Genomic DNA, 13163 nt, shown 5'->3' on the forward strand with positions numbered 1-13163 from the left:
TCATGGCGAGCATATTTAAACGGTGCAGAACAGTGCCGATCCCCAAGGGGGCAACCTTTCAAGAGACTTTACGCAAGATCCCACGCGGAGCTGTCATCCAGAACGGCATCGCATCGTGGTCGGATCGACGCGGCGTTCAAATTGGTGGCCCGGTAGCTGATGACGGACGACACGCCGTGTTGCGTGAGGCCACGTGGACTGAAGGCAACGTAACTCGGGTTGGTGCTGTAGTTCCGGCTGGTGATCGGATCATCCTCAGCGTGGATCGTTGCTACTCAGCGAAATTCCGCAATGAGAGAGGAAAATGGAAACGCCAATCAACTGGAACCAGCGATCGAGACGCAGCCAAACAAATCGCGGCGAAGTGGGAGGCGGACGCTCAAAGAAGACGAACCGGCGTGATCGATACCGTATTAGAGGAACTGGCAGCTCAAGCGGAAAAGCCTCTCGTTGAACAGATTGATGCCTTTATCCGGTTCCGAGCAACCCAGGGCGGAACGGAAGAGCATCGCTCCCGAACCAGAAAGCACATCGAAGAGTTTGCGGATGCGGGCAAATGGGAGAACATCGCCAACATTCATGCGGACGATGTCACGTCGCACGTCGAAACAATGAGTGCGGCAGGCGCGTCCGCACGGACGATCCAAGGCAAATTGCAATCGATCAAGTCCTTCACGAAATGGTTGGCCGAAAATCACCGACTACGGGTCAATCCTCTTTCCATGATCCGCAAACCGGATCCTAAGTCCGATCGTCGGCACGAACGCCGTATGTTGCTACCTGACGAATGGAGATGGCTGCAGTCATCGATACTCAAACTCGGCATCGAGCGCAACAGCATGACGGCAAGTGAGCGGGTGCTCCTTTATCGCACGGTCATTCAAACTGGGTTGCGAGCAACCGAAATTCATCAACTGACGAGAAACAAAATGATCCTGTCTAATGAAAAGCCTCACGTCCTCTGCAAGGCATCTGGGACGAAGAATCGCAAGATGGCCAAACAATACATCGACGCGGGCTTGGCAGACGACCTTCGGAACCACGTCGCGACCAAACATCCAACGGCACCTGTGTTCTCGATCGGCAGCAAAGAGGAGCTCTCGCGAACGTTGGAATTGGACCTCGAGGGCGCGCGACAAGCATGGCTCGACTCGCTTAACGGCGAAGAGAGAATTGAAGCGGAATCGAAGGATTTCCTACTGCGAACCAACCACGACGGAGAACATCTCGTATTTCATTCTCTTCGTCACACCTGCGGGGCATGGCTTGCGATGGCTGGTGAGCACGTCAAAACGGTTCAAACCGTCATGCGTCATGGTTCAGTCACGTTGACGATGGACTGCTATGGACACATTTTCCCAGGGCAGGCAGAGAACGCGGTTGGCAAGTTGGCAGCGATGATGGGTGACCATCCTTTGGGCACCATATTGGGCACCACGGCCACGGCGGGACCTCGCGGCGTGGTGGCGGGATAGGAGCGACAGACTGATCCGCCGAATCCCAGTTTGGTGCAGGAAAACATTAGGTAAGGCGTGTTATGGCGACGTCCTGGCGTGACACGTCCCACGACCGTCCTCACCCCCCCTATACCGATTTTAAATCCCCTGTGTCTGCCAATTCCACCACCTGGGCTGATGCCGTAAATCACGGTGTTTCTGTCGAATTCCGGGCTGGTATGACGTGCCCTGAAACCTTCATGGTGACAGATTCGGCACCATCGCTGCACGAGAACCGAAGCCACGAGCAGTAAGATAACCTGCCAGATCGACATGAAACAGTGGAGAAGGTTCACCCGGCGACGGCCCTCGACGAGAAACCGATCCCGGCGTTCATCATCGCACCGATCTGGCTGGCGGCGTCTTCGGCCTGCCCGGGGAAGAGATGTCGGTCGCTAACATCGAATACTCCATCCAGTGCCATTCCTCGGGCAGCAGCATCCGGCGTTCGTGCCGGCGATTTGAGTTGGGGTCTGGTTTCTTGATCATCGATAGCGGATTGACCATCAGCCGGTGATGCTCGGCGAGCCATTTGGTGAAGGCCTTCACCGACGTCAACTTCTGCTGGATCGTTCGAACTGCGGCATCTTTCGCCATCATCGTCGCCACGTGAGCCGACACATCCTCGGCATCGATGTCGGTGATGCACTTCCACCCTGCCGCATCCGTGAACTCGTCAATGTGTCGGCGAGTTCGTGCCCGATGCGATTCGGTGCCTCCCTTCGTCGCCAAGAAAGCGATGAAGGCATCGATATGCTCGACGAGGGGCTTCGCAGCATGACGAGCCAAGGATTCAACCAAATTGTTGACCACGCCCTCCTCCCACGACCGGGCATCGGACTCCCATTTGCCCGCGATCCGCAACGCCACCGCTCGGCCGGACGTCCTTGTCGATTTGCGTATGCGTTCCCTCCAAGCGTCCGTGATGGACGCTATGTAAAACCTATCGGCAAATAGGAAGTGTGTTCCGGTATGATCGACAGGATAGGATTTCGCTTGATTTCGTCTGTCTGTCCATGTGGCAAAGAGCATTTCGACATGATCGCCTGAGACGCTGGCAACCGGTGAGATCGGTCCAGGTCGCGACATTGTCGACAATATCGGCACCTGCGGATAATCCGAAAGCGTGCCTGGCAGTGGGCGGTTGTCACGCTACTGACTTTTGCCAGTCCGCGAGCGACACGCCATGCGCTCAAACGTGTGACCGCCTGTTGGCAACTGTGATCTTTCGAGAGAACCTGGCTGATGAACATCCAGACGACGATCATCAGATTGTCGATTCGATCGCGATACTCATGGCCGATCGAAACGCCAATGGCGAGGACTTCGGCTTTGGGCAGCAGCAACTATCCCCCGGCCCCTCCCGCTTGCGAAGCGGGGGATTTCAGAAGCGGGTTCAGGGAATCTCCCATTTGTGTAGGTGTCCAATGGTGTCGCCTGCCACCACGGTTGAGCCGTCGTCCGCGATCGTGACCCGGGTCGGCAGCACACTGACGCCAGGCTGGAGAAGGCCCTTGGCCAACGCTTTGTCGGCGATGGAGAATTTCTTCAGTTCCTTGCCTTCGGCCGACCAGATCTTGACCGTCCCGTCGCGGCCGGAGGTCGCTAGTTTCCCCTGCGGTCCGAACCGGCAGTCGAGCACTCCGTCCGCGTGGGCGTTCGGCTTGTTCGATAACGGCCAGCCGTCCTTCACGTCCCACCACACGACGGTGCCGTCCTCGCCACAGGAAGCGACGACGCCCGAGTCGCTCCGCCAGGAGAGTGCCCGCACCAACTTCTTATGCTCGGAGAGCGGTAGGATCACCCCGCCGGTCGTCCCGTCCCAAAGATGGATATTACCGATCCGGTCCCCGGTCGCCAGATACTTGCCATCGGGCGAGAACGCGACCGCGGTGACCCAGTCGGTGTGCTTGTCGATGGTCGCCTGGAGGCTGCCATCTTCGGTGCTATAGATCTTCACGAGCCGGCTGGTGCAGCCGATCGCCACTCGTTTTTCATCGGGAGAGATGTCGGCCGCGATGATCGCGTCAGGCTCGTCCCCGACGCTTGCTAGACGTTTGCCGGTGGCCACATCGAAGAGCACGACGGTCCCACTCTGCACCGGTTTGCCTCCGGCGGCGAGGAGGAGTCGCCCGGATCGGCTGAAGGTGAGCACCAGTGGCTCGCCCTCGGGGAATTCAATCGCACCGTACCGGCTGCCGGCGGCCGCGTCGAACAGTTCGATCACACCGTAGCCGCTCATGGCCGATACCGGAGCCCGCAAGCTGGTGGCCAGGGCGAGCACTGGAAAACGTCGCTGTGTTTTGGTGCGAACGACCGTCGGCAGGTTCGCCGGCACCGCACCCGGACCTTCTTCGCCCGTCTGGGCCGTGGCTTGGAAGCCAAGCGTCCGCATCTCAGCAGCGGAACTGCCCGAGTTTTCTAGTAGTCCGGTGTCAATCCATTTCTTGATCAGTGCCACTGCCTCAACCGGAAGTAGGTTGCCTTCGGGCGGCATCCGCTCTCCTTCCTCAGTCGACGTGATCACTTCGATCAGCCGACTTGCCGAAGAACGGCCCGCCACCACGACGCCGCTCTCGTTCGTGACGTCTGCATAGTTGGCAAGATTGAGCCCCGCCTCCTGCTTCCCGTCGCCATGGCAGGTTGCACAGTTCTTCTTAAGGATCGAGGCGACATGGTCGTCGTAGGTGACCGGCGTGTCGTTACTCTTGACGTCACTGGCCTGGCCGTCGCTGGCCATTGGGTCAGTGGCCATCATGCCACTGGCCATCTTATCGTTGGCCATCTTGTCGTCGGCGCCAGCGTTGAGTCCGAAGACCAGAAGGGCAGCCACCGACAGGATCGGAAGCGAGAGTCGGTGTAGGAGATTCATCGTTCTTTTTCGAGTCGAGTCAAAGTGGGCGGTGGCGGGATGTTTTAACAAGAGAAGCGTCAGTGGTTGAAAAGGAACTCGCTGGAGTCGATCAGCCCTGCAAAGATGTCCTGATAGACAGCAGCCGGTTTGCCCTCCGCCACGAACTGCAGCATCGTCTCCGTCTCCGCCGACGTTGGGCGGCGGGAGAGCACTCGTATAAAGATTGCCTCGATGACACCCTCGGGTGTCGACTCGCTTTCCATGATCGTGTGAAGCACTCCGCGGGTGGCAGCCGTGTGAACGCGCGGGCCGGACGTGTTGCCCACCAGCAGGTGCATCACTTGGGAGAGCGACGGTTCGGTCCTGGTGTCGCAGGCACACACTGTTTTTCGGGCCGATTGGCCGAAGGTGTCGAGTACGAAGTCACCGGTTGCCATATTATGGTTGCGGTTGATGTAGTTGATGGCCTTGGTACCCGTCGGTGCCCTGGGCAGTGACCGCGGTACGCCGGTGACGGCCACGATCGAGTCGAGCAGCACATCGGCCCGCAGTCGCCGGAGTTGGGCGTGCGAGAACTGCCGCTGATCATCCTTGCCCGAGGGCGTCGGCTCGATCGAGAGTTGGTAGACCCGCGAGTTGCAGATGTCTCGAACGATCGGCCGTATTCTGCGACCGTGTTCTACAAACCGGTCGGCGAGCGCCTCCAGCAGAGGACCGTTGGCGGGCGGATTGGTGGCCCGGAAGTCATCGATCGGATCAACGATGCCCACGCCGAAAAGGTGAGCCCAGAGCCGGTTGACGATGTTTCGGTTGAAGAGGTCATTGGCGGGATCTCGGATCCATGCCGCCAACGCTCGCCGCGGGTCGCCTTCGCCACCGACCGGCTCCACTTCACCGAGCAGTTTCGCCGGCATGGGCCGTCCGTCCAGAGCGTGCTTGGCCGGTGGGGCCGACGGATCGAAGATCACCCGCCGGTCACGACTGTCGCTGCCGGACTTCCGCTTCACGCAACTGAAGAAACTGACGAAGCCGTAATAATCGTCCTGTGTCCAGCGGTCGAAGGGGTGATTGTGACACTCGGCGCACTGCATACGCAGGCCTAGGAAGAGTTGCGAGAAGTCGGCCGCCAGCACTTTGGGGTCGAGCACGGAGTTCTTGATCAGCATCGTGTAGAGGCCCGTCTGGCCGTCAACGTTCGTGCTGCCGACGGCGGTCGCCATGTCAGCGACGACCTCGTCGAACGGCCGGTCCGCGGCGAATTGTTCCCGCAGCCAGGCATTGAACGCGTTGGCCGGTTTGTGCGAGTCGCCCCGACCCGTGTAGTCATGGCTGTCGACCCGGCAAAGTTCACTCCACAGGGCAGTGATGTAGTCGGTGAAGTCTTCGCTGTTGAGTAACGCGTCGATCTTTTGAGCGCGTTTGTCAGCCGACGTGTCGGCCATGAACGACTCGTACTCCTGAACCGTTGGCGGCCGGGCGGCGAGGTCGAGCGTGACGCGGCGAAGGAACGTCTCGTCGTCGCAGAGTTCCGATGGCGCAATCCGCAACTTCTGAAGTCGCGCAAAGACGTGTTTGTCAATGAAATTGTTTTCCGGAGGATTCGGCCAGACAAAACCCTCACTGGACGGCAGCACGATTGCCTCGGCGCCAACCGTGAACCGGCTGAACCTCGCGAACACGGTCGTGTCGCCCGGCCCCTTGGCGGTAACGCGGCCTTCCGAATCGATGTCGGCCACGCTGGGGTTGTTGGTGCCAAAGAGGGCCAGACGCGTGACATCACGGGTGGAGCCATCGGCATACGTCGCGGTGACCCGCAGGTCCATCGACATCCCGGCCTTGTCAAAAATCAGTGATGGCTTGGAAACCGCGATGCCCGCCACGTCGGGCACATCGCCCACGTCATCCGGGGCGCCCGCCTCGATCCAGGCGCGGAGGGTTTGGGCCAGGTCGCTGTCGCGTTCGAACAGCTTTCCCCCGGTGTGAGGCACGGCGCCGGTAGCCTTCAACAGCAGTAGGCTTTCCGATGGCAAGGCCACGTTCACACGCCGGCCAGGTATCTCTTCGACCGTGCGGAAATAGTCGCCGCCTGTATCGTAACCAAACAGCGAGAGCATGTAGCCGTCCTTGCCGCTGGCCGATCCGTGGCAGGTGCCAGCGTTGCAGCCGGCGCGGAAAAAGACCGGCATGACGTCACGCCGAAAGCTCGGCACCGACGAGGCATTGGGGGCCGAAGTAACAGGGGCCGCCTCATTAGTGCCAGATGTACTTGAGCCAGACGCATTGGAGCCCGTCGTGCCGCTGGACGGTTCGACAGCGCAAGCGGCACTCGGGGCCAGAGCACTCGGGGCCAATGCCGTGCACGCAAGCACCAGCGTCAGAATCGATTTCACGGTCACGAATGTTATCCCTCTTCGTTTTGGCTTGGGGGCGTCTGACTTTCGGGGGTCTGATTTCAGATTAGTCGGTCTCATCACTTCTCCAACCTCGGGTCGATTCGTAGCTTGCCTGAGCCCGTCCGCAGTTGGATCTCTTCGTTGCCGACCGAAAACCGCACGTCGCATTGGAGTTCGCCCACCATACCCAGCAGGGCTTCGTCGCTGGCCGCAAGTTGCACGGCAACTTCGGTGGAATCTTTGTCGATCGTCGGCTCGGGGCCAACACGGGTCACACCGACCGGTAGGCCGAGCATGTTGACGCTCGCGCGACCCTCGAACGGTCGTTTCTGTTTCACAGCCCAGCGGTACTCAATCTTTTCGCCCCGGCGGACACTCTGCGGTTCACTTGAAAGTGACACGAATGGCTCGGCGACCTGGATGGTGACGATGTCGGACGAGACCCGCACACGTTCGGAACCCAGGTCCGTGTCACCTCGGACCTTGCTGTCCGCGCGACCGCCCCTGGCCTGGGTCGTGGTCGCCATCACGTACAGGGGCGAGTTGCCGAGCTTGGCATTTGCTGCAGCCGAGAGGGTCAGGTTGGCCGTGCTCTCTCCCGCAGGAATAATCTCGGCCGGCGACGTGCCGACACCCGGCGGGGCGAATTCGCACTGGATCTCAATCGCTTCGTCGAACCCTGGTTCTCGCAGGACCCGAATGGGGATGGTCATCTCCGATCCCCGCATCAGCGGTTGCTTCGGTGCCTTCAGTTCCAACGCAAATCCGGCCGGTTCGCTCACCGCCGCCGCGAACCGGTCAACCCGGATGTTTCGCCACGGATAGTGTGAATACGACACCCGCTGCAGGTTCTGTTGGTTCACCGTTACGAACGGCTCGCCGCCATCCGCAGGTTGCGCCGTGATATGGATCAGCGACGCGTCAAGGGAGGCATCCGCGTCGGCAACCAGCGTCATCGGCCAGACCGACTCCAGGCTGGGAAGTTGCGGCGATAGCATCTTAATACCAGGCGGCAGCCCCTCGATTCCCAGATCGATCGGCCCCTTGATGTTGCTTCCCTGACCGGGATAGAGCGACAGCCTGACGGTCCAGGTACCACCTCGCGGCACCGAAAGCGATGTCTTACGCGGTCGCTCCGGCTTGTAGCCCTCAAATGACAGACCCACGTGGAGTGTGTTCACGGGCGGGGCGATCTCAACACGGTAGACGTGAGTCGGGCCACCAACGCCGCGCGGATCGGCAATCTCGAGTACGTAATCGCCGTCCTGCTTCGGCGTCCACATGACCGAAGGGTCGAACGTTTCAGGAAAGTCCCCCTGCCCGCCATAGATATCGCGATCTGGGCGACTGGCATCATCGGCTGCAAGCTCAACGGCGCCTGCCACACCCGACTCGTCAACGGGACGCAGTTTGATCGAAGGATCGACGGGCGACCCGATCGCGCTTGCCCACACCCGCACCTGTAGCGGCACGCCTTTTTTCACTGTGATGCGATATCGGTCAGTCTCGTCGGGCTCGGCGAGGATGCCGTTGACCGCGACCGGCGTCGCAGGCACTCGCGTCTCGGGTTGGTCGGGCGTTTCGAGCACGTTGGGGAACGGGCTTGAGCGGAAGGACAGCGGCAACGGCGCTTCGCCAATGTATGAAAACGTGCCCGCTGATTGCGGCAGCGTCACGGTATGTGAAACGGGGCCGAGCGGGTCGCCGAGAAACTGCACGTCAAGCGGCATGCCCGCCGGTCCGCCAGGTGGGAACGCGGCCAACGGTCGGAAGAACCGGCCGATGTGGATCGCGTACGCTCGCTCTTCGGGGATGAACATCGAACGCCGCAGGACGACCGTGTAGTCACCATCAACGGGTAGCTTCACCGACAGCAACGGGTCTTGGCGGTTGAGCGACGAGTCGTCGTTCATCGCGATCCGCTTACCGGACGGGGCGAGGACCGCGACGACTGAATCGTAACCATCGGGCACGGGATTCCACCGCAGGTCGTTACCCATCTTGACCATGTCGACCTCGACGGAGAGGCGGTCGCCGGCTTTACCGGCAACGCGGAAGCAGTCGATGTCGTCGGCAGCGCTTCTCGAGAGCGTGCCGAGAACCGTGACGTTCGGCTCGACTCGCAGGGCCGTTTCAACCGTGTCGTTAGAATTGGCGTTCGCTTCTCCCTCTTCGATCAAGGGAAAGGGACTCACGTGGATCGTGCCCATCGAAGATAGGCCCACCGCGGTCAGGACGCGGAAGGGATACTCGCCCGGTTGACAGTCTTCGGCGACCTCCAGCTGACACACCAGTCGCTCCTTGTCAGCGTCGAACTGGGTACCGACGCAGCGGATGCCAGGCTGCATGCTGGTGTCGCTGATACTGCCCGTGTTCGGTCCCGCAATCCCTGGAGGATAGAACAGCACCTCGAGCGCCTCATGCCGCCATGAAGAGATCGTGATCTCGCTCGTCACGCCACGGCCCACAAGCCGCGGTGTCACACCGGCGATCCAAGGGTCCGCTAGTGCCAAACCGCTGGACAGAACGACAAGGAATGCAGGCGAAAGAAACGCTGCAATGAACGTACGCATGTTGTGTTGGCTCTTGTAGGGAATATCGCTAGGGCAGTTAGCCAATCGCGGCAACGGAATCTCGACACCTGAAATTCGACATCCGGCAGGACAGCATCACTTTGGCGGGAAGTGTTGTTTCGAGGTAAGCCGAAGCGGCGTTGACCGGTTAAGAACAGTCACGAAATCAGTTCCGTAGCTGGACTCGCCCGAGTTCAGTAAAAGCTGGCTATGCGAAGTTTGGCGACGCTGGCTTCACGTTAATTGGAAGTTGGTTTGGGGACTGTTCCTTAACTAATCAGCGACTTGACGACCTTGGCATCGCGGATGATTTCAATCGGTCGCGTGCCAAACGCCACCAGTTCCTTGTTCGCATCGATGCCCAACTGGTGATAGATCGTGGCGATCAGGTTTTCCAACGTTACGGCGTCGCGAATAGGTTCGCCGCCCGTCGAGTCGCTGGCACCGTAGACGAGCCCCTGATTGAATCCGCCACCGGCGAGCATCATCGAGAAGCAACGAGACCAGTGGTCGCGGCCACTCTCCTTGTTGACCTTCGGCGTGCGACCAAACTCGGTCGTCACCCACACAATGGTCGAGTCGAGCATGCCGCGGCGATCCAGGTCGGTGACCAGTCCGGAAATCGCATGATCCAGCGGCCGCATCTGGTCCAGGCAAGCTTTCTCCACACCGCTGTGGCAATCCCACGACCCGTACTCCAGCGTCACGAAACGCACACCCGACTCGACCAGCCGGCGGGCAATGATCAGGCGTTCGGAAAGCCCCTTGGGGTGCAGCCGACCATCGGGGCCCTTGATGTCGCCGGTGACTTCGCTGCCATAAAGATCCAGCGTCTCGTCGCTCTCGCCTTCGAAAGAAAAAGCATTCTGGGCGTCGGTCGATGTCAAAAGCGAGTAGGCACGAGCGTGGAACTCATCCATCGTGTCCAGCATCACCGGATTCGCCTCGAGGGCTCGGATCCGCTTCTCGACCGCATCGCGAACCGAGCGCCGGCGCTGAAGCTGCTCGAGCGACATGCCAGCCGGCAACGAGAAGTCGCGGACGCGGAAGTTCTTCTTCTCCGTCCCCGGGTCGCCGCCAGTCTCGAACGGGCCATGGATGCTCGGCAGAAATCCTGTACCCCCACTCGCTGGGTTCTTACCCGGAATCGAGATGTAACAGGGCAGCTCGCCGCGGGCGCCAAGTTCGTGGGAGACGATCGAGCCCATCTGCGGATAGTCGATTACCGCCGACGGCGTATAACCGGTGTACAGGTTGTAAGTCGCCAAGTTGTGGTCGGGGATCTTCCCCACCACAGAACGCACCACCGTGAGCTTATCGGCGATGGACGCGAGTTGCGGCAGGTTGTCACTGAACACCTCGCCAGTGTTCGTCTTCGTCACGCCAAAGGAGCCGCGATATTCAACCGGCGCCTCAGGCTTCGGATCGAACGACTCGTGGTGCGGAAAGCCCCCCGGCAGGTTGATCTGGATCACGCTCTTGGCACGAGGGGCGATTCTGTCGCCCGACGCAATCGACATCCCCGACCGTTCCGCCGCCTGCAGGCGGAAGAGATCGGCCATCGAAATCCCAAGCGCGCCTAGCGACCCGGCTTGAAGGACTTGGCGACGCGGCATCGTCCGAAAGCCAGAACAGCCACGAACATAGTCAGTGGATGAGCTCATGAGTTGGATTCCTGCATTGGGGGATTCCTGCGTTAGGAGTGAGGTCACCTGGAAACGTTGCAAAAACTGTCACGGTAGGCAGCCACGCAAGTTTCGTTTCTTAAGGTCTGAACTTTCGTCCACTCGCCGCCGAGAGGCCTTTCGCGAACAGGATGCAGACGGTCCTGCGTCACTGCTCACGCCCAAGGTCATCGACGAGTTGTTTTGTTAGGTGAGTGTTTTGGTGGGTATGCAGAAGAACAGTACTGCCATTCGTTTTGGCAAAAGTGTCGTGGTCATGTCGTTGGCTCATTCGCCAGTGGAATCGACATGATTTGCTATCGGAAATCTAGGTCAGGACTGTTCCTCCGAAAGCACATGTTCCGCATGGCGTAAAGATCACGGTTTTCACCGGGGAAGTTTCAATATTCCAGGATTTTCTTCTTTTGTTGGGCATTCTGTCGATATTCGACACTTATGGCACTGCATTCGCCACTACCCGCCTGCGGTGCCACTCGCCATCAACTTTCTCTGAGCGAGATCGTGACGGATGCTCCGCCATTTACACTGGAGCAAGGTTGACGAACAGGCGATGGAACAGCCGACACTCAATCGTCGGCACAAACAAACGACGAAACAATCTGCTAAGGCCGCGAAAGGGAGCTGGCCATCTAGTGCTTCATCCAACCTTGACATTGGGATTGGCCAAAACCGGAGGGCTTGCGCCCTGCCGCTAAAAATGTTTGCGGAACGGCGCAAGCCGTCCGGTGCTAACCCCAAAATGAAAAGTAGCCGAAGCACTAACTGCACACAAAGCGAAGAACTTCATATCCAATCATCTTGTTGCGGGATCCTTTTTCAAGCAGCCGAGTTGCTCGTGTGAACAACTCGACGTGCCACGTATCGGTCCAGTCGGCCGTGCTGGCATAAAGGAACTCATAAGTAGGCAACGTGTTTTCAGTGATATCAATCGACTCACGAAGAACAAGTCCGTGTGCCTTAGCAAGCTCCTGGTAACGACTGATTGAATAGGACAAGTCGATCTCGCCATAACTCCAGCGGATCGCCTCGTTTGCGGAAAGGTCGATCTTATCGAGATATTCCAATGACCGTTCGCTAGGAACGAAATCGGAGAGAGTGAGCGTCCCACCTTGATCCAACAAGCGTTCTGTCTCAGCAAAGAATCTTGGTCGGTCGAAGTGAAAAACGCATTCGACCGCCAGGACGACGTCGAAGCATTTGTCGGGAAGCGGAATCCTCGCTGCATCGGCGTGAACGAACTCGATTGAGTTTCCGTGTTTAGGACGTACAAGTTCAGCTGCCCGCTCCAGTTGACGAGGGTCGATGTTGACACCGACAAGCTGCAGACCGGAATACCGATCGTTCAGGCTGGCGAGCGTGCCGCCGAAACCGCAGCCGACATCTACAATTCGCATTCCATCTCGAATTGGGGCTGCGTCGCAAACCACGCGGCAGAGGTTCTCGGCCGCCGTGCCGTAGTCCTCCGGAGAGCAAGTTGCTTGCGATGGGTCTTTCCAATACCCCCAATGAACATGTCGACTAAACGCAGCCACGGTCGATGCATCGTGTTTTGCGAGACGCTCGAATAGACCATCGAAATAGGGTGGGTTGACTGGCTTATCTACCATTTGCACTCCAAGGATATGGCGTCGAATGCCTCGATGCCTCCTGAGCCACATCGATGCATTTTTTAACCTATCTAGCATACGCGTATGGCCAGCCGCTTGCTCACAACGGGATCACACAGAACATTCGCTCGCGTCTGCTCGATGTTTGCCCGGCCGGAGGCCTGTTCATTTTCCGGCAGCCTAGCAAAAACCGTGAGGCATCGCTCAAGTCAGAACCAGTTACTCCGCAAGAATTTGAATACCTCGCAAGTAGGCAAGCGAGCCAGAACCTTCGCCAGTGATAACAGCGGCCTTTCTGGTGCCAAAATGCTGCTAAGCAGGTACATGGAAGTGATTCGGTATAACGACAATTCCGCTGATCGTGATCGGTTCGGCGTAGGCCGGACCAAGGAGCCTAAGCGACGCTGTTCCGGCACGACTGAGCAAGTGAATGCCGGAACTCGCAAAGCCTCGGTCCGGCCTACAGTTCGCGGCAGTTTCGCCAGATGATTCCTGCATACCTGCTTAGTCATGTTATCGATGGCGGCATGATCGTCCTATTGCTCGTGACCTTGG

At 59.0% G+C, this 13163-nt stretch carries 7 protein-coding genes; 1 reads left to right on the forward strand and 6 read right to left on the reverse strand.

The window, feature by feature from the left end:
- Positions 1 to 32: 32 nt before the first annotated feature.
- Positions 33 to 1475, forward strand: a complete 1443-nt coding sequence (locus NB063_RS27835; RefSeq protein WP_250932338.1) for a tyrosine-type recombinase/integrase — start codon at positions 33 to 35, stop codon at positions 1473 to 1475.
- A 357-nt stretch (positions 1476 to 1832) separates the two neighbouring features.
- Here NB063_RS27835 and NB063_RS27840 read toward each other — a convergent pair whose 3' ends face one another.
- The 6 genes from NB063_RS27840 to NB063_RS27865 all read right to left on the reverse strand — a co-directional run bounded on the left by NB063_RS27840 (position 1833) and on the right by NB063_RS27865 (position 12608).
- Positions 1833 to 2585 carry a site-specific integrase gene (locus tag NB063_RS27840; RefSeq protein ID WP_250932339.1) on the reverse strand — a complete coding sequence of 251 codons (753 nt, stop codon included), beginning with the start codon at positions 2583 to 2585 and terminating at the stop codon, positions 1833 to 1835.
- 307 nt (positions 2586 to 2892) lie between these two features.
- On the reverse strand, positions 2893 to 4368 hold the full coding sequence (locus NB063_RS27845; RefSeq protein WP_250932340.1) for a c-type cytochrome domain-containing protein: 1476 nt from the start codon (positions 4366 to 4368) through the stop codon (positions 2893 to 2895).
- A 59-nt stretch (positions 4369 to 4427) separates the two neighbouring features.
- On the reverse strand, positions 4428 to 6536 hold the full coding sequence (locus NB063_RS27850) for a DUF1549 domain-containing protein (RefSeq protein WP_250932341.1): 2109 nt from the start codon (positions 6534 to 6536) through the stop codon (positions 4428 to 4430).
- Between the two features lie 284 nt (positions 6537 to 6820).
- Entirely contained in the window at positions 6821 to 9316 is a 2496-nt protein-coding gene (locus NB063_RS27855; protein ID WP_250932342.1) for a serine protease, read from the reverse strand.
- Between the two features lie 269 nt (positions 9317 to 9585).
- The gene (locus NB063_RS27860) at positions 9586 to 10878 is read right to left on the reverse strand and encodes a DUF1501 domain-containing protein (RefSeq protein WP_250932343.1); all 1293 of its coding nucleotides are present in this window, start codon (positions 10876 to 10878) and stop codon (positions 9586 to 9588) included.
- Between the two features lie 881 nt (positions 10879 to 11759).
- Positions 11760 to 12608 carry an SAM-dependent methyltransferase gene (locus NB063_RS27865; RefSeq protein WP_250932344.1) on the reverse strand — a complete coding sequence of 283 codons (849 nt, stop codon included), beginning with the start codon at positions 12606 to 12608 and terminating at the stop codon, positions 11760 to 11762.
- Positions 12609 to 13163 lie beyond the last annotated feature (555 nt).

The sequence above is a fragment of the Aporhodopirellula aestuarii genome, from assembly GCF_023701485.1.
In the GTDB taxonomy this organism is placed as follows: domain Bacteria; phylum Planctomycetota; class Planctomycetia; order Pirellulales; family Pirellulaceae; genus Rhodopirellula; species Rhodopirellula aestuarii.

Bases quoted from the DNA above. Each gene is read 5' to 3' on its own strand.
- NB063_RS27860 (WP_250932343.1), bottom strand. From the start codon at position 10,878: ATGGCCGATCTCTTCCGCCTGCAGGCGGCGGAACGGTCGGGGATGTCG.
- NB063_RS27855 (WP_250932342.1), bottom strand. From the start codon at position 9,316: ATGCGTACGTTCATTGCAGCGTTTCTTTCGCCTGCATTCCTTGTCGTT.
- NB063_RS27865 (WP_250932344.1), bottom strand. From the start codon at position 12,608: ATGGTAGATAAGCCAGTCAACCCACCCTATTTCGATGGTCTATTCGAG.
- NB063_RS27845 (WP_250932340.1), bottom strand. From the start codon at position 4,368: ATGAATCTCCTACACCGACTCTCGCTTCCGATCCTGTCGGTGGCTGCC.
- NB063_RS27840 (WP_250932339.1), bottom strand. From the start codon at position 2,585: ATGTCGCGACCTGGACCGATCTCACCGGTTGCCAGCGTCTCAGGCGAT.
- NB063_RS27850 (WP_250932341.1), bottom strand. From the start codon at position 6,536: ATGCCGGTCTTTTTCCGCGCCGGCTGCAACGCTGGCACCTGCCACGGA.